The following is a 23607-nucleotide window of genomic DNA, read 5'->3' as shown; positions in this document are numbered from 1 at the left end:
TTAAATAAAGTGTCCCAAGGCCGCTAAGCCATTTTGAACCATGTACAACACGAAAATCGCTACTACCGGTGAAAAACTAATTCCCCCTAGTGGTGGAATAAAGTCAAACCAGTGCATATACGGTTCTACCAGGCGGTCAATAAGCTCACCTAGCCGTGTGCCACGTGCATTGGGAAACCATGATAATAGACACCAAATCACGATTACCCAAATATAAGCATTGATGAGGGTATTTAAAATCCCCAGTATAAAAGCGACCATGCTTACCTCCTTAGTCGTTAAAGTGGTCCGCCTCTGTCTTCAAATTACTCGACAGGTTACCAGATACTTCAAAATTATTCGGTGCACACAGGAAAATTTCCTTGCCGATCCGTTTCATCTCACCGTTAATAGCAAAAACCGTCCCGTTTAAAAAATCTACCATCCGTGCAGCCGCCTTACTATCCATTTGTGTAAAGTTAACCACGATGGCCCGGTTAGCAAGCAGCTGCGAGGCAATCTGCTTAACATCCGCATACATCCGCGGCTCGTACAGCGAAATTTGGCTAACCCGTTGGCTAGCGTGTGCCTGGCCTTCGCTAAAGGAAACTACCTTATTATTTCCTTCGCTTCGCGGTGCTGGCTGGTCATTATCATAATAATCATCTTGTTCAACTTCATCATCGCCGAATAAACTCTTTAAAAAGTTAGCTGCCATTGCATATCCTTCCTTTCTTGAATTATTAAAAGGGGGAGCGCAATCTAACCGATGTTAAACCACTCCCCCGAATTGTTTAAATTATTGCCGACGGTTCTTAAAGAACGGTGGTGTCGACAGGTTTGTATCGTCATTGTCATCCGAATTAGCAGTGTCATCATTAAACACGTTAAACTCTGGCTTATCAACATTGGAGAATTGATTATCCAAATTCTCGTTGACGTCACGATCATTAGTATCCGCTGTTGGGTCGTTCCAACCATCAAATGGATCACTAGCGGTATTCCGTGGTTCACTACTTGCAGTGGTTGGATTTTGCGGTGTACTTTGAGCCGGACGATTATTAGCCGCTGGCCGACTTGGCTGACTCTTCTTCGGCTTGTCGATCCCGGTAGCAATGACCGTTACCCGAACTTCATCACCCATATTCTTATCTAGTGACATCCCAAATGAAATATCAACATTGGTCCCGGCAGCCTGTTTAATGACGTCTGAAGCTTCCTGTGCTTCATACATAGCCATATCTTCACTACCAGTAATGTCCATCAAAACGTGTTGAGCACCATCGATTGATAATTCAAGCAACGGTGATGAAATAGCCTTCTTGGTGGCCTCAGTAGCCCGGTTTTCACCGGTTGAGGAGCCAACCCCCATCAGCGCTGCTCCCTGGTTAGACATCAAGGTCTTAATATCAGCAAAGTCCAGGTTGATGTACCCTGGGGTAACGATCAGGTCAGAGATCCCTTGAACACCTTGCCGTAAAACATTATCGGCTTCCTTAAATGCTTCCATCATCGGGGTCTTCTTATCAATCATTTCCAGTAAACGGTTGTTAGCAACGATGATCAAAGTATCAACGTTGGACTTTAATTTATTGATACCTTCTACCGCGTACTTACCCCGCCGTGGACCCTCAAAGGAGAATGGCCGCGTTACAACACCAACCGTTAGAGCACCACTATCCTTAGCTAACTTAGCAACCACTGGTGCGGCACCGGTCCCGGTACCACCACCCATTCCGGCAGTAATGAAGACCATGTCTGCACCTTCCAGTACCTTTTTGATTGCTTCTTCACTTTCTTGGGCGGCCTTTTCACCAACCTCTGGCTTAGAACCAGCACCAAGACCCTTGGTCAGCTTAGGGCCTAATTGGATCTTAGTTGATGCCTGCGAGTTATTTAATGCCTGCCGATCCGTGTTGGCGACAATGAAATCAACCCCCTGGACCTTTTCTTTGATCATCCGGTTAACGGCGTTACCGCCACCGCCACCAACACCGATTACCTTGATACGTGCGCCACCAAATTCATTATCCATTGCCTCGTTGTCCATAGAAATCTTTCCTCCGTCAAATTAATCAAAAAGGTTATCGAGCATACCCTTTAATCTGCTGCCAAGTGAATGCTGATTTTTCTTTGCCTCTGACCGCTTTTTTTCTTTTACGCGGCTCTTGGTTGTCGGAGCAGGCTCTTCCGGTTCATTGGACCACTGGTGAACCAACTGGCGACCATCGTCTTCTGCCGGTGCCGGCTCTTCTTTCCTTGGGCTTTCTATTATATCAGGTTGTTGGATTGTTTGCTTTATTAACTTATCAACATCAGAGAGTTGACTTTCGTACATTGACAATGAAAGGCCATTAGCATAACCCGGATGGCGAATTCCCATTTGCTCTGGAACATAGATCTTAATGTTACCGGCAAAGTATTGCTGTGCCAACTCCTTAATTCCCGGCATCGCTGCACCACCACCGATGATTGTTACACCACCCGGTAGTTCTGGTGCGTGAATACTTTGTAAACGCTGGTGAATTCGTTCAAAGATTTGCCGCATCCGTGCTTCAATAACCTCGGCAAGGTAAGCCTCAGTAAACTGAACTGGTTCATTTTTACCAACTACATTGACGTTAATTTCAGCAGCTGCATCTGCTAGGGTATGATCAGCGTAGCCGTGGTTTAATTTAAGCTTCTCGGCATTCTTCAACGACGTATTAAGAACCGTTGAAATATCCTTGGTAACGTACTGGCCACCCTCGGGATCAACAAATGTGTACTTCAGCTGGTGATCATGGACAATGGACGTCGTTGTCTGCCCACCACCGAGGTCAATAACTACAGTCCCAAAGTCCTGCTCACCATCGTTTAATAGGTTAAAGTCCGTGGCAATTGGTGCAATTACAAAGTCACGAATTGTGTATCCTGCCCGTTGAACGGCCTTTTTAGTGTTATGAATAATTGTCTTGGGTCCGGTATAAAGGGTAGCTTTCATTTCCAGGCGAACACTAACCATTCCCCGTGGGTCCTTAATTCCACCAAAACCATCAACGGCGAACTCGGTCGGTACGAGGTCAAGAACCGCCCGCTCTGGTGGAATATTTTGGGTCAGCGTTTCCTTAGCAACGTCAATTACGTCCCGGTTAACAATCTCCCGTGACTGTCCTTGTGAAGCAATCGTCACCATTCCGTGAACTTTTTGCATCTGGAGGTAATTGGCTGGTAAGCCCACGATCACCTTTTTAATGCTTAGATTGGATTTTTCCTCAGCCTTAGCAATTGCTTGTGAAATTGCGTGGGCAGTCTTATCGATATCCACAATCACGCCATGATTAAGCCCGGTAGAGGGTGCAATCCCTACGCCAATGACCTTTAGCTGCCCCTTCACATTCTCGCAAACTAGTGCCTTAATTGAGGTGGTTCCAATATCTAATCCAACAAATACCTCTGAATCATCCATTTGAATGGCACCCTCCTAAAAGTACTAATTATACTCAATTAAAAAATTTGTATTGTAATTATACCTAAGTTTGATTTTACCACAGATTATCCACTACCAAAACGCTTAATTCGCAAAATCACTTGTCATGCGAACCATAACTATAAGAATAGGCACCTACTTGCAGGTCAACTATCCCTGGTTTCTTCATTGTCGCGGCAATTGAAGGATAGTATGCCAGCTTTTTCCCTACCGTATTAAGGTTGGCATAAACGGTATTACCATCCCGCATAAAAATGATTAGTCGGTTAGGCGCCGTTGTGGTAGGCCGGTAACTAATCGTTGAAATTCCGTTACGAACGACGGGCTTTAGTTGGCCAATCTGAACTGCCGTCTTCTTCAGCTCAGTACGGTGGTTTCCAAAGTGCTGGTATTGAATCTTGCTTTGGGTCGTAAGCGTCCGCTGAAGCTGCCCGTTAGCCAGCACATTATAATCATGCTGGCCAATCTCAATTGTCCCCACAATTGGATTCTCGGTGACAGTCACTTGCAGTGACTGCGCACCCGTGGCCTTAATACGGACACTCTTAACCTGGGGATTTCGCTGGTGGGCGTGACTATTAATCGCGCGCTGACTCGCAACGACTCCCCAGATATAACGCCCGGGCCGAACCTGCGTGGCGGTTTCTACTTGCTGTGCACTAAGTTCGCTATTGCCAACCACCGTTACTGTCCGAACCTTACTAAGGGGTGAAATTACGTACAGCGCCAGTATTAGGATACTGCCAAAGAGGAGGATCAGTTTTAAGACCCGTTCACCATTGGTAAAGTAACGATATACCTTGATTCCCCGAACCTTGTGACCAATCCGTTCCGCCGACTTGGTAGAATTACTATTTGCTTCCCGGCGGTGTTCTAGTGCCGTTAAGCGTCGTGCATAACGTTCATGTTCCGGGATAAAGCTTCCCTTTTCCAAGTAGGCGTCCTCCTTTCCGTCAGCTTATTTGTGTTCGTTAATTGCCGTATGCAAAACCTTAATTAAGTGGTCAGCAGCGTCGGGCTTACCCAACTTTTTGGCTGCCGTCGCCATCTCTTGCCGCAGGTCCGCATTTTGCATAATCTTATCAGCCTGAACCAACAACGACCGGGCATCCAGCTTATCTTCCGTAATCATTAGGCCCGCATTCTTCCGTACCAATGCCTGGGCGTTTTTAACCTGGTGATTAGCCGTTACGTACGGACTCGGAATAAGGATCGTCGGTACGCCAAGTGCCGTTACTTCAGCAATCGTCGTCGCACCCGCCCGTGAAACTAATGCGGCCACCTTTGGCATTTTAGCTGGCATGTTTTTAATATACGGCACTACCTTCACGTTGGCACCAAGCTTAACACTTGCCAATTGTTGTTTGACGTGCTCATAACGCTTTTGACCGGTGGCAAAGAGTACTTGGTAGTTGCGCTTATTAAATTCCGGAATCGCATCAACAACGGTCTGGTTAATCTTCGGTGCCCCCTGACTACCACCAAAGATCATCAAGGTTGGCACGTCATCCTTTAATCCGTATTCTGTCCAGGAAAAATCACTATCGGTTTGCGAAACCACTTGCTGAGCACGGGGATTACCAACCATCGTGACCTTATCTGCGGGGAATTGACTCCGTGCCGCTTCAAAGGCAATTGCAATTTGGTCAACATAGCGGCTTAAGAACTTATTAGTAACGCCCACAACGCTATTCTGCTCATGGATAACTGTCGGAACATGGTGCTTAGCTGCCGCATACAAGACGGCCCCACTGACGTAGCCACCGGTTCCTAAAACCACATCCGGTTTAAAATCACGAATGATCTTTTTAGCATGGTGGACCGACTTCAAGAAGAGGTAAACTGTCTTGAAATTCTCCAATGAGAGGGAACGTTTGAAACCCTGCATCTGCATAGTTTCCAACCTGATTCCTGCATCCGGGACAATCTTATTTTCTAGTCCCCGGGTCGTTCCAACATAAAGGACTTCCGTATCTGGTTCCACCTGCTTTAACCGTTCAATTAAGGCGAGAGCTGGGTAAATATGACCACCAGTACCACCACCAGAAACTAATAACCGCATTACTTCTTCTCCTTTTCACCTGTTAATTTTTCCACTGCTTCAATGAACCGGTCCCCCCGTACTTCAAAGCTCGGGAACTGATCCCAACTAGCATTCGCCGGCGATAACAAGATTACATCCCCGGGTGCACTAATTTTCCAGGCCTCGGGAACTGCCGTAATGGCATTTTCGCTCTCGATAATTGTCGGAATACCCGCCTGTTCAGCTGCATCCTTCATCTTGTCCTTACACTGACCAAAGACAATAATTCCCTTGACGTGTTTTTTAAAGTAGGGAACTAGACGTTCAAAGGTATATCCCCGGTCCAGACCACCAGCTAAAAGAATAACCGGTTGTTCAAACCCCTGTAAGGCAACCTCGGTCGCTTCAATGTCAGTCGACTTAGAGTCATTGTAGAAACGCCGCCCTTGATAATCAAGAACGTACTGTAACCGGTGACGAACCCCACTAAAGGTCGTTAAGACGCTTACGATATCTGCATTACTAACCCCACTCAATTTGGCGGCCGCAATCGCCGCCAGGGCATTCTCGACATTTTGTGGACCGATCAAGCGAATATCCTTAGCGGCCATAATTTTTTCACCACGCCAATAAATATCCCCATTTTCTTCATAGGAACCCGCGTGACTCTTGTTTTGCCGTGAGAATGGGACCACGGTGGCCTGACTGCGCCGCGCAATCTCTTGCCACTCATCACGATCCCAGTTCATCACTAGAAAATCGTCCTTCGTCTGGTTACGGGTAATGTTTAACTTGGCATTAATATAGTTTTCCCGGGTCTTGTGGTAGTCCAAGTGATTGGAGAAGATGTTAGTAATAATCGCAATGTGGGGGTGTAAAGTTGGTGCACCGAGTAGTTGGAAACTTGATAACTCCGTTACTAACGTATCATCAGGACCCAATTGTTCGGCCACCTTACTAAAGGAAACCCCAATATTCCCCGCGTACTTAACATTATGGGTAGATGACTTGGCCAACATTAACTGGGTCAACGTCGTGGTCGTCGTCTTACCATTGCTCCCGGTAACACTAACCAAGTGTCCTTCAAAGATTTCATACCCCAGTTCGGCTTCCGTAATGATTGGCGTTCCCTGCTTAACAAACCGGGCTACCAATGGATTATCGTATGGGATACCCGGATTTTTAACAACAATATCAAATCCTTGGTCGGCTAACTCTACCGGGTTGCTTCCGGTAATAACCCGGATACCATCGTCTTCCAAGTCCTTAACAACCGTTGGCTCCTTGGGCGTCTTCATGTCATTAGCCGTTACCTGAGCACCTAACTTTACTAGCAGGTGGGCCGCATTCAAGCCACTAATTCCAAAGCCCATTACCAGGACTTTTTTACCTTGGTATTTTGTAATGTTCTTCATAATTAAAACTCTTCCCTTCCACAATGCCTAAGCAAAGACAATTGCTGCCACTGTGATTATTGCACCAACTAAACCAACTAACCAGAAAACAATGTCGATCTTCCATTCACTCCAACCGCACATTTCAAAGTGGTGGTGGATTGGACTCATCTTAAAGATCCGCTTCCCAGTCAATTTAAATGAGGCCACTTGTAACATGACGCTGGCCGTTTCGCAAACGTAAACAATCCCAATTACTAACAATAACCATTCATGGTGTAGTAAAAGTGAGACTGCTGCTAATGAAGCCCCAATTGCTAAGGAACCCATGTCACCCATAAAGATCTTGGCAGGTTTATGGTTAAAGGGGAAAAAGCCCGCTAACGTCCCGATCATTGCCAGACAGAATAACGCAATTTCAGGATAACCCGGGTTATTAATTCCCATCATCGCGATAATAAAGTAGGCCAGAAAAGAGATAATTCCTAGTCCACTAACCAGGCCATCAAGGCCATCGGTTAGGTTAACGGCATTGGAAAAGCCGACCATCCAGAAGATGATAAACAGGCCGTATACCCAACCCACTTGACTATTACCGAAACCCATTTGGAAACCTTCGTGCTGGTAAATTACCGTAAATACCATCGCCACGATTACTTGGCACAGGGCCTTTTGCCAGGCCTTAAATCCTTCATTTTGGTGGTGGAAAATCTTAATACTATCATCCCACATCCCAATTAGGCCGTACGCTACGAGGGTGAATAGCAGCGCCCACAGCGTATTATCGATTAGGCCACGCCAGGCTGCCACCCATAGAATGGTGATTACTGCCGACAGGATAAACAGTAGTCCCCCCATCGTCGGGGTTCCCGCCTTTTTGGCATGCCATTTAGGCCCTTCCTCACGAATTTGCTGTCCTTCCTTCTTCGCCCGAAAATAGCGAATGAGTGAGGGCATTAAAAGAAAGGTGATTAAAAACGAACTAACCAGTGTTAGTACAATTGACAATGTATTCATTACAATCCTCCTGAATTATTGTTGGGTTTGATAGGTGACCGTTAGGGTCTGTTTCTTAGTCACTTTATCATTAGCTTTAATACTTTGTTTACTTACGTAGCCACTACCCTTTTCTCTTAGCTTAAGGTGTAATTCGCTGGCAAGCTGTTGAACATCAGCAGCACTCCAGCCCTTAATATCTGGCATCTGGTAATTACCACCGGTATCTAAAATTACCCGTTGATTCTTAAGGAGCCGGGTTCCGGCAGAAATTGATTGTCGCCGAATCGTCTTACCGCTTCCTAAGATTACACTTTGAATATTAAGGGGACCCAGCTGTTTATTAGCATCATCCGTACTTTTACCAACTAGCGCTGGCATCTTTACAATGCTTGCATTAGTGGCCTTACTTTTATCCAGTAAGGTTTTCATTATCGGATTAAAGATCGATGCCATCTGCTTGGTTGCTGGTGTGCTTAGATTTTTAGGCTGCCGAAGGGTGAGATACATCACATATCGGGGGTGCTTAGCCGGGGCCATCCCCGCAAAAGAATACAGGTAATTAGTATCGCCCTTACTATAACCACCAGCACCACCAATCTGAGCGGTCCCGGTCTTACCAGCTACCCGGTAACCCTTAATTTGAAAGTCATGTCCTAGTCCCTTCTTATCATAAACAACACCCTGCATATACTTACGTACCTGCTTGGCGGTTGATGACTTAATCGGTTGGCTAACCTTTTGGGGACGGATACGGCGAATGGTTTTGCCATTATCGTTGACAACTTTTCTTACAATATATGGTTGCATCATCTTACCATTATTAGCGACCGCACCAATTGCACGTAGCATCTGCATTTGGTTAACGGTAATCCCTTGACCAAAGGCGGTATTCGCCTGTTCAAGGATTCCCTTAAATTGGGTGAAACCAGAAACCTCGTTATCCATCCCGACGACTTTGACCGGCTTTAACAAGCCAAAGCGGCGGATATATTTCATCCAAGTTTTGGCCCCCATATTCTGTTCGACATGGGCAAAACCAACGTTACTAGAGAGGTCAAAGGCATCTTTATAGGTAATTGTTCCCCAGCCACTAGTTGACCAGTCAACAATTTTACCACCACCCATTGACCAGGTTCCAGATTGAAAGGTAGCATTCGGGTCAAAATTGCCAGAATCAACCGCCGCACTTAACGCCAGGATCTTCATTGTTGAGCCTGGTTCATAAGCATCTTGAACAAACATATTCCGCCAAACCGGTTCCTTAGAATTTAGGGTTGGCCGTTGGGTAGCCGCCACAATCCGACCCGTCTTAGCATCCATTACAATTGCGGTTACCGCATTAGGCTGGCCATTTTTATAAACCTTGGCAACCTTATTTTCTAACATGTGCTGTGTCTTAGGGTCAATCGTCGTATAAACATTATCCCCATCAACTGCCTGCTTTTTAACTTCTTTGGAGTTAGCAATTCGGTAACCATAGATATCACGCTTATCCTTACGCATTCCATTAGTCCCGGTTAACTGCTTATTAAAGTAGTTTTCTAACCCTACCTGACCAGTTAAGGTAGTCTGCCCCGCCTGGTTAGTCTTAGGAGTTGCTAAACCAATAATTTGTGAGGCAAATTCCCCCTCGGGATACTGACGGGCAGGGGTAGCAATAAAGTCAACTCCTTGTAAGTGTTCCTGCTTGATTTGCTGCATTGTTGCCACTGATAAGTTACTACCGGCCGGACCAAATTCAACCTGAAAGGCCTGGTTCTTAGTATTTAGCCGTTTTAAGATCTTTGCATAAGAAAGGTGCAAGTGCTTAGCCAGCACCCGCGCCGTTTTTTTCTTATTCTGCACATATAGTGGTTTACCACTGGTTGAACGCTGGTTACGATCTAAGACCGCATACACGGTATACTTACTGGTATCAGTAGCAATTACGCCACCCTGGTTATCATAAATATTTCCCCGCTTTGCCTGAATCGTTCGCCGCTGGGTATAGATTTGTTCTGCTTGCGATTGAAGATTGACGTGTTGAACATCACGGTTAATCGCAATGTAAGCAAAACGAACGAAAAATAAGGAAAACAATCCAATCGTGATGAGGAATAACCACTTACCAAAATTCCCCCGATTACTATTATTTTTCTTATTTTTCGTTCGTTGTGACGCTTTATTCATTATTTGTTGACGTTCCTTACATTTGAATTTTTATCAGAAAGACCATATTTTTTGGCAATGTTCTTGAGGTTAGACTGGCTAGTCAACTCAGCAATTTCTTGCTGGTCACTAGCATTACTGTTCTTAACCTGGGCTACCTTTGCCTGAAGATCTTGTAGATCATGTTGACGAGTATTAATAGCGATTTTAGTAGAAAGTAAGGTAATAATCAACAGCAGGGTAACGGCACTCCCGACTACCATCAGAAGTCGTTCAAATCGTGACCAGTGTACCGGACGGTTAGTCGGCACTGGTTGCGTCACCTGCGTCGACCGTTCAGTTTCTTCATATTTCCTTGCTGCATTTGAAACCATTTTTTAACACTATCCTTACTATTTAATTTTCTCGATAATCCGTAACTTGGCACTATGAGCACGGTGGTTGTTAGCCAGCTCCTGCTCGCTTGGTAAAATAGGTTTCTTATTAATCAACTTGAAATCAGGTGTCATCCCACTGGGAATAACCGGTAGTCCCTGTGGAATATCAGCGTCAAGCGATGACTTCTCCCTAAACATCGTCTTAACTAGTCGGTCTTCCAAGGACTGAAAGGTAATTACACTAATTCGGCCACCCACATTTAATAGTGAAAAAGCCTGTTCTAGCGACTCTTCCAAAGCCCCCAGCTCATCGTTAACCGCGATGCGGATGGCTTGAAAGCTTTTTTTTGCTGGGTGACCACCATGCCGGCGGGCGGCCGCAGGAATAGCCTCCTTGATGACGTCAACCAGCTCAAAGGTGGTCCGAATTGGTTGGTGGGCCCGCCGCTGCTCGATCTTACGGGCAATCTGTTTAGCGAACCGTTCCTCACCATACCGGTACAAGATCTTCACCAGACGTTCGTATGGCCATTCATTGACCACCGTCATGGCAGACAATTCTTGCTCCTGGTTCATCCGCATATCAAGTGGTGCATCTAGTTTATAACTAAAGCCCCGCTGGGCATCATCAAATTGGGGCGATGAAACCCCCAGGTCATAGAGCACACCGTCAACATGGGTCACTCCACGCGCCTGTAATGCCGCCTGTAGGTTACGGAAGTTATCATCAACTAGCGTTAATTTACCAGCAGCCAAGGCATCTTTTAAGTGTTCCTGATTATACTCAATGGCCGTCTCATCCTGGTCAAAAGAATACAAGTGGCCGGTGGTCAGTTGACCTAAGATCTTACTGCTGTGTCCACCACCCCCGAGTGTTCCATCAACATAGGTACCGGTAGGCTGAACATTAAGACCGGCGACAGCTTCATTTAATAAAACCGTGATATGGTTAAACGAGGCCATTGACGGCCCTCCCTTCATTATTAAAAGTCAATCTGTAAGTCTTCAGCAATGGCATCGAAGTTATCCGCAGTATCTGCAGAATAGTCGCGCCACCGCTCTGCACTCCAAATTTCAAAGCGGTTGGAAACCCCAATAATTACGCAGTCCTTTTTAAGTGCCGCGTGCTGGCGTAAAACTGGTGGCACATTCACCCGTCCCTGTTTATCAAGCTCACATTCGGTTGCGGCCGAATAAAGGAAACGAACAAAAGCCCGTGCATCACGTTTGGTCAGTGGGAGGGCCTTCAGCTTCTCTTCTAAGGCCTGCCACTCCGTTTGCGGATAGCCAAAAAGGCAGCCATCCATACCACGTGTAATCACAAACGTCGTACCGAGCTGTCCACGAAATTTTGCGGGGATAATTAACCGGCCCTTGGAATCAATCACGTGATTGTATTCACCCATTAGCACGGCTAATCCCCCCTTAACCACTTCATAGGAATAGTCTACCACATTCCCCCACTTCCCACCATTACAATTCTGATAAAAAAGACGATTATCAAGTTTATTCTTGACAATCGTCGTAAAAATGAATTTATATTTTTAATTGTTTTAAACTAACGGAAGTGCGCCGGCAAAAATTGACCCGGCAAACGCAATGAGAGCGATATAGAGTGAGTACTGCCAAAATGGTGGCCAGTAACGGCGGTAAATGAACTCATGATTATGGACTACCTGGAGTAAGATTAGTAGCAGCGCCCAGAGCATCCAAATTAAGACCGGGTAGGCGCTCCAGTACCAACCAAAGTTCCACAGGGCCAACGCAAAGAAAAGCAGGGTGGTTAGCCCCCGCCACCACAATTTTCGTTTACGGCCCCGGAAAAAGCGACCGGTTAAGTACCTAATCCCTAAAAAGATAAAAATAAGCAGTACCTGCAGCAGTATCCGTTGATAGTTAATCACCACGTTAACCTTCCCTTCCCAAAGACAAATTCCTACCCCAGTTTACCATAAAGTCCCCTCACCGTTTGAAATTGAATGTCAACTTGCGGTAAACTACTAGGAGTTACAACCTGAAAGGCAGGGATAATAATGCAACATAAGAAGAAGACCCGGTTTCAAAAAATAACGATGGTCGCCATCTGGCTAATGTTAATCGCCATGCTGGGCTCCCTCATCTTTGGTGCGGTCGCATCATTAGGTGCTTTCTAACTAGACGTAAAACAAGACTGTGACTTAAAAAGTCAACAGTGCGGTATCTAAATAGTCCTCAAACATCCGGGAACCCGGACGCTTGAGGACTATTTAGATTTACGGGGACGTAACGACGAAGTTATAAATGACTTCCGGTACGCTCCCGCTTTTTTGATGAAAGATTAATCATTATCTGTCGACTGATCCTGCGGAGCCGCTTTATAAACCTCACGGGGTTTGGAACCATTAGCTGGCCCAATGTAGCCTCGTTGCTCAAGGTCGTCGATAATTCGGGCCGCCCGATTATAGCCAATCCGGAAACGACGTTGAATCAGAGAAGTTGAGGCACGTTGTTCTTCCACCACAAACTTTAACGCTTCGGGAAAGAGCTCATCCTCCTCTTCCTGTTGTTCCTCAGTAGCCATCTCCTGGTCAGTGACCACCATATTTTCATCGTATTCAGCCGGTTGTTCTTTCTTAATGAAGTCAACCACTGCCTCAACGTCTTGGTCAGAGATAAAGGCCCCCTGAACACGCGTTGGTTTATTTTGATCAATGGGCTCAAACAACATGTCACCGCGGCCAAGTAATTTTTCGGCACCGTTAGTATCAATAATCGTCCGGGAATCAACCCCGCTTGAGACCGCGAAGGCGATCCGCGATGGGACGTTGGCCTTAATCAAACCGGTAATAACATCTACCGAAGGCCGCTGAGTTGCTAAAATCATATGGATACCAGCGGCCCGTCCCATTTGGGCAATTCGGACAATTGCATCTTCAACATCATTGGAGACCGTCATCATCAGGTCAGCTAATTCATCAACCACTACCAAAATTAATGGCAGGGTCGGTTGCTCCTCACGATCAGGCTGGTCATTATTATTCTGAACTAGCTTATTATAACCAGCCAAATTACGAACCCCAAACTTGGCAAAGAGTTCATAACGACGTTCCATTTCAGCAACGACTTTAGCAAGCGCCCGGGCGGCCTTCTTTGGTTCCGATACCACCGGACTTAGCAGGTGAGGAATTCCATTATAGACACTTAATTCCACCTTCTTGGGGTCAATTAATAGTAACTTGACCTGGTGGGGTTTGGCCTTCAATAAGATACTGGTAAGGATAACGTTAATGGCCACTGATTTCCCACTACCAGTAGCCCCGGCAATTAAAAGGTGGGGCATCTTGGTTAGGTCCGCCATTTCAACGTCACCCGTCACCGTCCGGCCCAAGGGTACGTTTAAGGGATGGTCATCTTGCGGTGCCGCCTCAAACATGTCCCGGAATCCTACTGTAGCAACCTGCTTGTTTGGCACTTCAATCCCGATTAGCGATTTTCCAGGAATAGGCGCTTCGATTCGAATGTCTTTAGCGGCTAACGCCAGCGCTAGGTCATCCGCCAGGTGGGTAATTCGACTAACCTTTACCCCCACGGCCGGGCGCAACTCATACTTAGTAACCGATGGTCCCAGGTTAACGTTTTCTACCGTTGCATCCACGCCAAAAGACTGGAGGGTTGTCTGGAGGGTCTGAGTATTCTTCTTGATATTTTTTAAATCATCATGCTGGTCAGTCGCCTTGACTGGACTTAAAAGATCCAGTGGTGGTAGTTGATAATCCTTATCCTCCTGTGCCGTTACGCCCACCAGTGGCGAATCACTGGCCACTTTTTCGGCCGTTGCTGCTACTGGGGGAGTAGTTGGCTGGTCACGATTAGTACTAGCCACCGTAATTTTAGGGGCCGGCTGCGGTGATTCCGGCGCCATTGATGACGGTGCCGGGGCAGACTGGTCCTTACTAGTTGTGGTTGGCGTTTTGGCAACCCGCTCCGGTTTAGCAGCCGTAGAGGAAGATTGAACACTAACGGCAGGGCGATCAGCGTAACTGCGGACGGCCTGCCCCACTTTCTTAACTCCGCCACCGAGCATGCGTAATCCCCGCCCACTGGCTACTAGGAAATCGCGCCATGGTAACGAGAAGAAAACGATAATGCCAATCCCGATAAGCAGCCAGGATAGTACCGCGGTGCCCACTCGTGAAATAAGCAGCGCACTGAAATTATACAGGTAGGCACCGATCATCCCCCCACCAATGGGGACCGTGGTATCACCATTAAAAATAACCCGTCCAAGGTTATTCCAAGTAACCGCGATTACCTTAGAGTGAATACCGAGTTGGCCAACCATTAAAACGTGTAGCCACATTAATAACCCCAGGTAGCTAATTAAGTAGCCGATTACCCAGCGTAACTTAAGCTGGGGACTCCGGGCAAAAAAAGTAAAGGATAACGAAAAGAGCAGAACGGTAATCATTGCCAGGGGGTAGCTAAGACCAAAGAACAGCCGGAAGCAGTTTGCAATGATGGTCCCTAAAATACCGAGGCCCGATAGACCTAGTATCATTAACAAGGTCCCGATAATCCCCAGCAAGTTATTTACTAAGCGCGCTTCCTTTTTACTAGCCGTTTTTCGCGTAGAGCGACGGGCGGAAGAGCGTCTTTTTCGCGCCATACGACATCCTCCTTACTTTAGTTTATCAAAGTGGTAAGTGTGAACCCGGGCTAGGTTAGGAAAACTTTGTTGCCGCAAGGCCTCATAAATCACAATTGCCGCACTATTAGAAAGGTTGAGTGCCCGAATGTTATCGTCATTTTGGGGAATCCGGACCGCATTTTCGGGATACTTCCGCATGAACTGTTCTGGTAAACCGGTCGTCTCCTTACCAAAGAGGAAGTAGTGATCCCCCGCCCCGGTATAGTCAACGTCGGTATAGTCACGACTAGCAAACTTAGAAACAATGTAGAGTTTAGACATATCCGGAATAGTGGCCAAAAAGGCGGGCAAGTCATCATGGTAGGTAATCTTAACCTTATTCCAGTAATCGAGGCCGGCCCGTTTCATGTGCTTATCATCAGTTGAAAAACCTAAGGGCTTAATCAAATGTAATTCAGTATTAGTTCCCGCACACGTCCGGGCAATGTTACCGGTATTAGCAGGAAACAGCGGTTCAAATAAAACAATATGATTAGTCATAAAAACGCTCCTTAGCAAATAAAAAAAGCAGGGTCTCGGTGTGGGCACGGCGAAACGCTGCTTTAGTGAAGTACTCCTTAGCAATTACTAACGAATCTGTTCGATATCAATTGCTAAACGATTTCTAGATAATAATTTAACACGATTTTTACGTTTGTGCAAACGTTATTTCATTTTTTTAGCAAGTAATAAGCTGACGTCCACCGTAACCGTCGTTAACTGGCTAAGGTCAGCTGCTGTTAGCTGCCGAGCGCCCTTTCCCCAGTGGAGCGGTGTCATCTCGACTAGCGCCTGCTGTAGGCCGGCCGGAACTGAAAATTGGTACTTCACGGGTTCCACTTGGCAGTCAGGATAGTGTTTTTTAAAAAGCGCCACTACCCGCTGGTTATCATAGTGTGATTTAGCCTGATTTCCCCCGTAAAGCAGCTGCCGTAATTCACCAAGGTAGCCAGCGTTGGGTACCACCTTGATGAGCTGACCACCGACCGTTAACACCCGGTTAAATTCACGGTAGTCCGATGGTGAAAAGAGTTCCACTACTGCATCAAACTTACCATTATTAAAGGGGAGCTGCCGTAAATCAGCCACGCAAAAAAAGGCATCCAGCCCGAGCTGGGTCGCCAGTGTCACCCCTGACTTAGAGATGTCAAAGCCAATCATGGTATCCTGATAACTAGTCCGTAAGTCCGCTAGCTGTTTCAACGGCGTCCCTTCCCCGGTTCCCACATCGAGAATCCGTAACGACTGTGCTGGCAAGTGTCTGGCAACCGCCGCGACAATCGGCTTAAAGAGGCCGGCCGTTAAAAGCTGCCGCCGGGCTAAAAACATTTCCCGACCGTATTCTGTATCCGCGGCCCCGTTGAGAAAGTGGAGGTAGCCATGCCGGTTAAAGTCAATCTGGTGGCCGTTTTGACAGATCACACTATTACCAACGACTGCTTTCATCGGTGCCTGACAGGTTGGGCAGCGAAAGAGGTCAATCGTGGCCTGGACAAATTGTCGTTGTCGTTCACTTTTTTTCATAATTCTAACGCTCCTTATCTTCCATAATAGTTTAGCACAAGCTAGAATTAATCAACATGAATTGGTATTATTGAGGTAGCATTTTTAAAAGGAGGAACTCATTTTGAGTGAACAATTCTTAATTGGTACATACACAAAAAAGGACAGTAAGGGTGCCTACATGGTGACCCTTGACACTGACAAGGGTGAATTAACTAACGTTGAGTTAGCAATCCCATCCCAAAAGCCAGCCTATTTACAAGTTGGTCCAAAGCAACGTGTATACGCTGTTAAGCAGGTCAACGACCAGGCCGGGGTGGCTTCCTACTCCCTCGCTGATGGCAAGTCTAAGACCATCAGTACGGTCCTAGAAGAAGGTCCCGCCCCTGCCTACGTTGGCCTGGACGAAAAGCGGCACCTACTATACAGCGCTAACTACCACACTGCCAAGGTCGAAGTATTCAAGATTGCTGATGACGGTAAGTTAACGCTGCTTGACACGGTTACCCACCAGGGTGAAACTGGTCCGGAACCGGAACAAGAAGCACCACACGTCCACTACGCTGACTTAACCCCGGACCAACGCCTGATTGTCTGTGACCTGGGGATGGACCTAATCGTGGTTTATGACGTAGCTGACGATGGCAAGTTAACGGCGGTTTCCCGCTTTAAGTTTGAACCTGGTTTTGGAACCCGGCACTTGATCTTCCACCCGAATGGCAAGTATGTTTACGTCCTCGGTGAACTGTCTAGTAAGTTGGCGGTTCTGAAGTACAACGCTAATGACGCTAGCTTCGAGCACCTCCAAACCATCAAGACAATTCCTGCCGACTGGACCGCTCACAACGGAGCAGCCGCAATTCGGATGTCCAAGGATGGTAAGTTTATTTACACTTCTAACCGGGGTGAAAATACCATTGCCGTCTTCGCGGTTCAACCAGACTTCACCGTCAAGCACATCCAATCCATTTCCACTGAGGGTGACTTCCCGCGGGACTTCAACCTCAGTCGTGATGAATCCTACCTCCTGGCTTCCAACCAGAACACTGATAATTTAACCTTGTACAAGCGTGATGCTACTACTGGGAAGCTCACCCTACTCCAAAAGGACGTTGCCTGCCCAGAACCGGTTTGCGTCCAACGCTTCAACTAGTTTATAAAAGGCGCTGTGACTTAAGGCTGTTAGATCGATCAAAAGTCAATAGCGCAGTATACAAATAGGGGCATGACTACGAAGTCGTAAACGACTTCTGTCATGCCCCTTTTAGACTAGCTTACCCTATCTTTTACCCAGCGCCCGTTTAAAATCAGCCGGAACTGGCGCCGTTACCGTAATCCAGTCCTGTTTAAAGGGACTATAAAACTGCATCCAGTAGCAATGAAGGGCCTGACGGTCAATTAGCCGCCCCGCTGGCGCCCCGTACATCTCATCCCCCACTAAGGGGTGACCTAAGAAGCTAAAATGCACCCGGATCTGGTGGGTCCGGCCGGTGTGCAACCTAATTTTCACTAGGGAGCGGTCATCCCGGGCCGTTTCTAACCAATATTCAGTGACGGACGGCTTCCCATCCGGAGCAACTTGACGTTTAACAAAGGATTCCGGGTCCCGCCGGATCGGCGCATCAATATAACCGTGTTCGGTTGTTAACCGCCCCGTCACTAACGCGTAATAGTTTTTCTTCACCTGGTGTTTTTTCAACTGGCGGTCCAGAACAGCGTGGGCAAAACGGTGCTTGGGGAAAACCACCAGCCCGCTAGTATCCTTGTCCAACCGGGTAGCAACGTGGGTAACCTGGTTTTCATAACCCTGGTGATGATAGTAATACTTAACGCGGTTAACTAAGCTATCAGCCACTGCCACATTATGTGCCGGAACAGTGGCAACCCCGGCCGGCTTATTCAAGACTAAAAAGTCCCGGTCCTCATACGCGATTTGAATTGGTGCGCTACACTCGTCAACATGGTCATTAGCCTCTTCGGGTGGGATTACAATTGAATAGGTATCGCCGAAGTGAACCATGTCAATCGCCCACTTCGGCTCACCATTAATTAACATTTGTCCCCCGTGGTAGATCACCACCTTCAACAGTGAGGTGGTGACCCCACTCATCTTAAGTGCTGACCGTAACTTCCGCGGTGTTTCATGGTCGTATTGCCAAGTAAACTCCATTACTTGCCACCGCCAATAAAGGAGTCCTTGACCCGGTTCCAAAAGTTAGTGTGCCGGTAACGGGCAAAGTAAATCCGCTTCTTAGAAACCTGGTAGGAAACTTCCAGCAAGTAATGGTGGCCCTGATCCTTGGTCAACCGCATCTGTTCCCGATCAACAGTCATCACGTGGTCGTTGATGTCCCGCAAGCGGAGCATTAGCTTGGTATCCGCTCCAAAGATGATCGGTGAACCCAACGTTCTAAAGACCCGGTTATTTAGTGAAGCCATTTCAGCTAGTTGGAAACCAATACTATTGGGGTCCATGATGGCACCACCAACGGATTTATTGTAGGCCGTTGACCCGGTTGGGGTTGAAATGCAGAGCCCGTCTCCCCGAAAATTTTCAAATAATTGGTTATTAATGTAAACGTCACAAACCATCGTCCGGGTGATATTGCGGATGGTAGACTCGTTTAAGGCAACGTACTTTTCCACCGTGCCGTCGGAATAAACCGCCCGCATATCCAATAATGGGTATGACACGGACTGCCCACTATCCTGGACCAGGCTGTCAACTAGGTCATCAATTTCAAAATTGCGCCAGTCGGTGTAAAAGCCCAGGTGGCCGGTGTGGATTCCCACAAAGCGGATCTGGTCGAGCTTATCAATATAGTGGTGGAAGGCGGAAAGAAGGGTACCATCCCCGCCGATTGTAATCACCACTTCAGGATGTTTTTCATCATAGTCAAGTCCGGCCCGTTCGATTTCTGCCCGTAGCAGTTTAGTTACTCGTTGTGACTCCCCGGTCTCATTATTGTAAATTGCGACTTTCATTTGCTACTCCTTTGGTAAATCATCGTCACTGCCCGCCTGATGCTGGGTGGACTTTTTATACGAAAATAGGTTTTGGGCCTCTTGGATCTCTTCGCGAATTTCGGACATCTCATTATCTAGCCGGAAGGCCGCCTCGGCCGCCCGTTGTAGCCGGGCCGATAACTCTTCCGGAAATTCTCCCTGGTACTTGTAGTTTAAGGAGTGTTCAATCGTTGCCCAAAAGTTCATCGCAAGTGTCCGAATCTGAATTTCTGCCAGGATCCGCTTTTCCCCCGTCACCAACTGAACGGGATACTCAATTACGATGTGGTAGGAACGGTAACCACTTGGCTTAACGTTTGAAATGTAGTCCCGTTCTTCCAAAATGGTCATATCACTCCGCTGGCGTAACAGATCGACCACCTCATAAATATCTTCGACAAATTGACACATGATCCGCAGACCAGCAATATCTTGCATGTCCTGTTCTAGGCGATCCGGTTGGACATGGCGACGAATCATCTTTTCTTTAATACTATCGACCGGTTTAACCCGTCCCGTCACAAACTCAATTGGCGAATGACGTTCTGCATCTTGGTACTGCTTACGCATTCCACGCAGCTTTACCTTTAATTCATTGACGGCCTGTTGATATGGCAAGAGAAAGTGTTGCCAGTTTTCAATCATAACTTTAGCCTCCTGTTAAATCTCGCTCTTATTTTAGCATACTTTCATATTCACACAGAGCCTTTCACCAGAAACAAATTACTTTACAAAGAAGGGGCAATTTGTCACAATAACAGTTGTGAATGTTAGCTATGATGATTGGAGGAGCAGCAATGCTTGAAATTCACTTATTTGTGAACCCGCTGGGGATGCGGTGTTTTCGGTGTGAAAATGACGTTTTACGGGTTGATCAAAATTTGAATGCAAAGATTTCTTACCAATTTATCCCAATGTTTAATATGCAGACCATTGCGGATACCATTAAACTCTACCAGCTTAGCCCCTGTGATCTTAAAGTTCGGCAGGAGGTTGCTGACACCCTCTACCAGGTTATCCTGGACTATAAAGCAGCCCTCTTTCAAGGAGGACGACGCGGTCGCCAGTACCTCCTGCGGCTCCAAGACTCCATGGTAAAGCAGGGTTGGCATTACTCCGATCAATTAGCCCGTCAAGTCGCTAAGCAAAGTGGCCTCGATCTAGAGATGTTTTTGGAAGACCGTCACTCGACAATTGCTAAAGAGGCCTTCAAAAAGGACCAGGAGATTGCGCATTCCCTGGGGGTAACGACGACCATGACCGCTGTCGTTTATGACTCAAAGGAACCGCAGTATGGTTACCTAATCCCGCGCTTTGACTATGAAACGTTAATTGAGTCTTACCGCCACCACACCTTTAACCCTCAACAATCGGGAAAGGAATTTGCTGAGCAGTATCATCCCCACGCCCTACGAATTATCAAAAGTAATTAATAGATTAAGTTACACATCGTATACGAATGAGGTCCAGAGTTCGGCTTTTACCGGGCTCTGGACCTCATTTGTGTATTTATATCTTCAAAGATCAACCTTAGTACTGGAGTCGCTCCGCCTTAAAGGCCAGTGCAACTAACTTTCCTAATAGTTTGGTCAAGTGGGTCATCGCCACCGTTGCCATCTGGTCATTGGCCGCCGTTCGCTCCGCAATTGTCACTGTTTCTTGCCGGTCAGTAGCTAACTGTAGTTGCCGTGTTGCCGCCATTACATCTTCGGCACACTGTTCCGCTAACGGCTGACTTTGCCGATAATTCCGATCTCCCAACGCCGCTAACGTATGAACTAACCAGTACATATTGTTTGGTGAGTACTGACTTGTCGTGTCACGGTACGGTGCCGGTGTATCGTTAACGTTTGCATAAAACGGTACCAGGGCGTTAAAGGTATTGGGACCAAAGGCCAACCAGTGGATACCGGCCAATTCTTTAGTGACGTTATTACGAATTTGCAAAACGTGAAGCTCCAGGTTACGGTTTAAGGCAATCGAACGAAACGGAGCAACTCGATCGGCCGGTTGCCGATAAGGATCAAAGGCTGTGGCCTGGTAATGGGAACTCATTACCTGTTTGATCTTTTCCACGGTGAGCCGGTTATCAGGAACACAGGCAAATGGCAGGTCGTAGTCAGTCGGCTGGCTATCATGACGACCGCCACCCAGGCGAGACTGAACGTACCAGGCCCGCGGGTTATTGTAAACCTGATCCTGGTTGCTGGCACTACCGAAGATTAACCGGAAATTATAACCCTGGCGACCGGGATTAAGTTGGTACTTTTCAATCAAATCCTTTAAGTCGGCTGAGCACATCGTTGTCGGTGCGGCAAAGTCGAATTCGGCAATGTTAAACCTATTGGGGGCAATCACATAGGCGTTATCTGGAACCCGGACCGCGGCCCAGTGGTGACCACCAATCGTCTCCAAGTACCAAACCTCATCCCGGTCACTAAAGGCAATCGCGTTCGCTTCGTAAGTACCGTACTTAGTTAATAGCCGGCCGAGCCGTTCAACCCCTTCACGGGCCGACGAGATATATGGCAGCACTAGTGTGAGAAAATCCTCTTCACCAATCCCATCTACCGTATTATAAGGGTCGATCGCCCGAATCCGGGCATTTGAAGTAATGGTTTCCGTGGCCGTCATCGCAACATTAGCAGTGTTTATTCCACCAGCCGCAAAGATCCCTTCACTATCATCGGCATCCGGTGTAGCGGTATACGCAAAACGGGCCGGTGGCAGGTCACTTTGAAACTGGCTCCCCTTGCTTTGATAATGGTGTGGCTGGTCCGCCGGTTGAATCACCACAAACCGCTGGGAGTCAAACGCATTACCGTAGTCCTCCTCACGGCAAATAATGGTGGACCCATCAATGGTGGCCGCTTTTCCTGCTAAAAACATCGTACACGTATGGTCGCTCATCTAGTACACGTCCCTTCGCTTTAATTACAATTTAAATTTTAACATGGCCGGTCAAGAGCGGCTAACTTTAGTGCTAAGTTATTAAACCAGCGCGGATGCCGAAAAAGGACAACCCGGCCCCCAATCAACTTAATTATGCCGGCCGCGACGAGTTCTTGACTATACTGGTCACACACCAGTCGGTATGGCGGTCGAACCAGGCAGGGAAAGGCTAACCAATTCGGCTGCCCCAATTGGATTAACCACCGGTACCACTCGTCTGGTGTCCAGGCCGAAAAAAGTGGTAAATCGTTGAGGCCCACCACAACTTTAATCCGCCAATAAATTAACTCCCCCACCATCACCGGCCATGAAGGCTTCGTATCATGACAAACAAGGGGACAACACGCTAACGATCGCGGCCCCAGTCGGGTACCAACTAGTTGTACTAACTGCTTAACCTGGGAGGTAACTGGTAACGGTCGCTGTAAATGGTAAATTTGGTTTTGAATAATTAGGACACGGTCCTTAATACGACCAGTAAAGGAACACCGCGTCCGGTCTGAAACCGCTTTGATACCTTGGCTGGCCGTATCCCAATATAACAGTGTTAATTGTCCGGTAACCCGCTGGGTAAACTGCGCCTGCTTCTTTTTAGAAAGGTGGTGGTGATACGGCTTCCCTAACAACCACCAGGGGTTAATTCCTAGTTGAAGATAACCCCGATTTCGTTCCTGCAATCGTTCAATTGAAAGGGGACTGCACTGAAACTCCACGGCAATTAACTGCTGTTGCTGGTCCCGAAATAAGAGGTCTGGACGTTGCTTAATTGCCGGTAGGTAGACTTCTAATTGCGGTTGATAGCCGCATAACCGGAGCCAGTGCCATAGTTGTTGTTTACCAGTCAGGTGTTCCGCCGTTTCACCCTCACTAACGTTGCAATTAGCCCCTGGTAAGTGGGCAAAATGAGCAACCTTTAATTTCCCCCGCCGAAGTTGAACGCGGGATTGACAAGCGGGACACCAATAGTGAGTGTGGGGATGAGCATTACTGGCTAGTACTAACCCCGCTGCGGATTCTGCAATTAACAAAAAAATCCGGGTCTACACTTTCTGGTATTGATGAAAATCAATGCCAGTTTTTTTGTACGCAAA

24 protein-coding genes are annotated in these 23607 nt (G+C 47.1%); 3 read left to right on the top strand and 21 right to left on the bottom strand.

From position 1 onward, the window contains the following. The 13 genes from ACI31H_RS05425 to ACI31H_RS05365 form a co-directional block, all read right to left on the bottom strand. The gene (locus ACI31H_RS05425) at nucleotides 1–261 is read right to left on the bottom strand and encodes a YggT family protein (protein ID WP_439770977.1); all 261 of its coding nucleotides are present in this window, start codon (nucleotides 259–261) and stop codon (nucleotides 1–3) included. 10 nt (nucleotides 262–271) lie between these two features. Further along, entirely contained in the window at nucleotides 272–697 is a 426-nt protein-coding gene (locus tag ACI31H_RS05420; RefSeq protein WP_439770976.1) for a cell division protein SepF, read from the bottom strand. An 81-nt stretch (nucleotides 698–778) separates the two neighbouring features. After that, nucleotides 779–2029 (bottom strand): cell division protein FtsZ, encoded by a 1251-nt coding sequence (ftsZ, locus tag ACI31H_RS05415; RefSeq protein ID WP_439770975.1) that lies wholly within the window; start codon nucleotides 2027–2029, stop codon nucleotides 779–781. Nucleotides 2030–2050: 21 nt separating this feature from the next. Then, a complete protein-coding gene (gene ftsA, locus ACI31H_RS05410; protein WP_439770974.1) occupies nucleotides 2051–3427 on the bottom strand; it encodes a cell division protein FtsA in 1377 nt (458 codons plus the stop codon). 118 nt (nucleotides 3428–3545) lie between these two features. After that, entirely contained in the window at nucleotides 3546–4382 is an 837-nt protein-coding gene (locus ACI31H_RS05405) for a cell division protein FtsQ/DivIB (RefSeq protein ID WP_439770973.1), read from the bottom strand. 24 nt (nucleotides 4383–4406) lie between these two features. Then, on the bottom strand, nucleotides 4407–5510 hold the full coding sequence (murG, locus tag ACI31H_RS05400; RefSeq protein ID WP_439770972.1) for an undecaprenyldiphospho-muramoylpentapeptide beta-N-acetylglucosaminyltransferase: 1104 nt from the start codon (nucleotides 5508–5510) through the stop codon (nucleotides 4407–4409). Then, on the bottom strand, nucleotides 5510–6889 hold the full coding sequence (gene murD, locus ACI31H_RS05395; protein ID WP_439770992.1) for a UDP-N-acetylmuramoyl-L-alanine--D-glutamate ligase: 1380 nt from the start codon (nucleotides 6887–6889) through the stop codon (nucleotides 5510–5512). The genes murG and murD overlap by 1 nt, the downstream gene beginning before the upstream one ends. A 24-nt stretch (nucleotides 6890–6913) precedes the next feature. Further along, on the bottom strand, nucleotides 6914–7882 hold the full coding sequence (gene mraY / locus ACI31H_RS05390; RefSeq protein WP_439770971.1) for a phospho-N-acetylmuramoyl-pentapeptide-transferase: 969 nt from the start codon (nucleotides 7880–7882) through the stop codon (nucleotides 6914–6916). 15 nt (nucleotides 7883–7897) lie between these two features. After that, nucleotides 7898–10033, bottom strand: a complete 2136-nt coding sequence (locus tag ACI31H_RS05385; protein WP_439770970.1) for a penicillin-binding transpeptidase domain-containing protein — start codon at nucleotides 10031–10033, stop codon at nucleotides 7898–7900. Then, nucleotides 10033–10386, bottom strand: coding sequence for a septum formation initiator family protein (locus ACI31H_RS05380; RefSeq protein ID WP_439770969.1), 354 nt, complete (start codon nucleotides 10384–10386; stop codon nucleotides 10033–10035). Before ACI31H_RS05380 ends, ACI31H_RS05385 begins: the two co-directional genes overlap by 1 nt. A gap of 18 nt (nucleotides 10387–10404) precedes the next feature. Continuing rightward, nucleotides 10405–11352, bottom strand: a complete 948-nt coding sequence (gene rsmH, locus ACI31H_RS05375) for a 16S rRNA (cytosine(1402)-N(4))-methyltransferase RsmH (protein ID WP_439770968.1) — start codon at nucleotides 11350–11352, stop codon at nucleotides 10405–10407. A gap of 20 nt (nucleotides 11353–11372) precedes the next feature. Next, nucleotides 11373–11801 carry a division/cell wall cluster transcriptional repressor MraZ gene (gene mraZ, locus ACI31H_RS05370; protein ID WP_439770991.1) on the bottom strand — a complete coding sequence of 143 codons (429 nt, stop codon included), beginning with the start codon at nucleotides 11799–11801 and terminating at the stop codon, nucleotides 11373–11375. 141 nt (nucleotides 11802–11942) lie between these two features. Beyond that, complete coding sequence (locus tag ACI31H_RS05365; protein WP_439770967.1) at nucleotides 11943–12296, bottom strand: hypothetical protein; 354 nt, start codon at nucleotides 12294–12296, stop codon at nucleotides 11943–11945. 126 nt (nucleotides 12297–12422) lie between these two features. Between ACI31H_RS05365 and ACI31H_RS05360 the strand changes: the two genes are divergently transcribed. Further along, nucleotides 12423–12542 carry a DUF4044 domain-containing protein gene (locus tag ACI31H_RS05360; protein ID WP_283587936.1) on the top strand — a complete coding sequence of 40 codons (120 nt, stop codon included), beginning with the start codon at nucleotides 12423–12425 and terminating at the stop codon, nucleotides 12540–12542. Between the two features lie 164 nt (nucleotides 12543–12706). Here ACI31H_RS05360 and ACI31H_RS05355 read toward each other — a convergent pair whose 3' ends face one another. From ACI31H_RS05355 to ACI31H_RS05345, 3 genes are all read right to left on the bottom strand, one after another. Next, entirely contained in the window at nucleotides 12707–15034 is a 2328-nt protein-coding gene (locus ACI31H_RS05355) for a DNA translocase FtsK (protein WP_439770966.1), read from the bottom strand. A gap of 12 nt (nucleotides 15035–15046) precedes the next feature. Beyond that, on the bottom strand, nucleotides 15047–15556 hold the full coding sequence (locus tag ACI31H_RS05350; protein WP_439770965.1) for a tRNA (cytidine(34)-2'-O)-methyltransferase: 510 nt from the start codon (nucleotides 15554–15556) through the stop codon (nucleotides 15047–15049). Nucleotides 15557–15721: 165 nt separating this feature from the next. Continuing rightward, a complete protein-coding gene (locus tag ACI31H_RS05345) occupies nucleotides 15722–16579 on the bottom strand; it encodes a methyltransferase domain-containing protein (RefSeq protein WP_439770964.1) in 858 nt (285 codons plus the stop codon). Between the two features lie 103 nt (nucleotides 16580–16682). Here ACI31H_RS05345 and ACI31H_RS05340 point away from each other — a divergent pair, with 103 nt between their 5' ends. Beyond that, nucleotides 16683–17711, top strand: a complete 1029-nt coding sequence (locus ACI31H_RS05340; protein WP_439770963.1) for a lactonase family protein — start codon at nucleotides 16683–16685, stop codon at nucleotides 17709–17711. 126 nt (nucleotides 17712–17837) lie between these two features. Here the strand turns inward: ACI31H_RS05340 and ACI31H_RS05335 are convergent, their stop codons facing one another. Genes ACI31H_RS05335 through ACI31H_RS05325 form a run of 3 tightly spaced genes read right to left on the bottom strand, consistent with a single transcriptional unit; the run spans nucleotide 17838 to nucleotide 20209 of the window. Then, nucleotides 17838–18728 carry an RluA family pseudouridine synthase gene (locus ACI31H_RS05335; protein WP_439770962.1) on the bottom strand — a complete coding sequence of 297 codons (891 nt, stop codon included), beginning with the start codon at nucleotides 18726–18728 and terminating at the stop codon, nucleotides 17838–17840. Beyond that, nucleotides 18728–19543: an NAD kinase gene (locus tag ACI31H_RS05330; protein ID WP_439770961.1), complete on the bottom strand. Its 816-nt coding sequence runs from the start codon at nucleotides 19541–19543 to the stop codon at nucleotides 18728–18730. The genes ACI31H_RS05335 and ACI31H_RS05330 overlap by 1 nt, the downstream gene beginning before the upstream one ends. 3 nt (nucleotides 19544–19546) lie before the next feature. Beyond that, nucleotides 19547–20209, bottom strand: coding sequence for a GTP pyrophosphokinase (locus ACI31H_RS05325; protein WP_439770960.1), 663 nt, complete (start codon nucleotides 20207–20209; stop codon nucleotides 19547–19549). Between the two features lie 152 nt (nucleotides 20210–20361). Here ACI31H_RS05325 and ACI31H_RS05320 point away from each other — a divergent pair, with 152 nt between their 5' ends. Next, nucleotides 20362–20997, top strand: coding sequence for a DsbA family protein (locus ACI31H_RS05320; protein WP_439770959.1), 636 nt, complete (start codon nucleotides 20362–20364; stop codon nucleotides 20995–20997). A gap of 97 nt (nucleotides 20998–21094) precedes the next feature. Here the strand turns inward: ACI31H_RS05320 and ACI31H_RS05315 are convergent, their stop codons facing one another. Beyond that, on the bottom strand, nucleotides 21095–22474 hold the full coding sequence (locus tag ACI31H_RS05315; RefSeq protein ID WP_439770958.1) for a C69 family dipeptidase: 1380 nt from the start codon (nucleotides 22472–22474) through the stop codon (nucleotides 21095–21097). 38 nt (nucleotides 22475–22512) lie between these two features. Next, complete coding sequence (locus ACI31H_RS05310; protein ID WP_439770957.1) at nucleotides 22513–23544, bottom strand: competence protein CoiA; 1032 nt, start codon at nucleotides 23542–23544, stop codon at nucleotides 22513–22515. Nucleotides 23545–23607: the final 63 nt, after the last annotated feature.

The sequence above is a fragment of the Limosilactobacillus sp. genome, from assembly GCF_051873035.1.
In the GTDB taxonomy this organism is placed as follows: Bacteria; Bacillota; Bacilli; order Lactobacillales; family Lactobacillaceae; genus Limosilactobacillus.
Note: the sequence above shows the minus strand (reverse complement) of the source record. Positions and strands in the feature narration are given on the sequence as shown.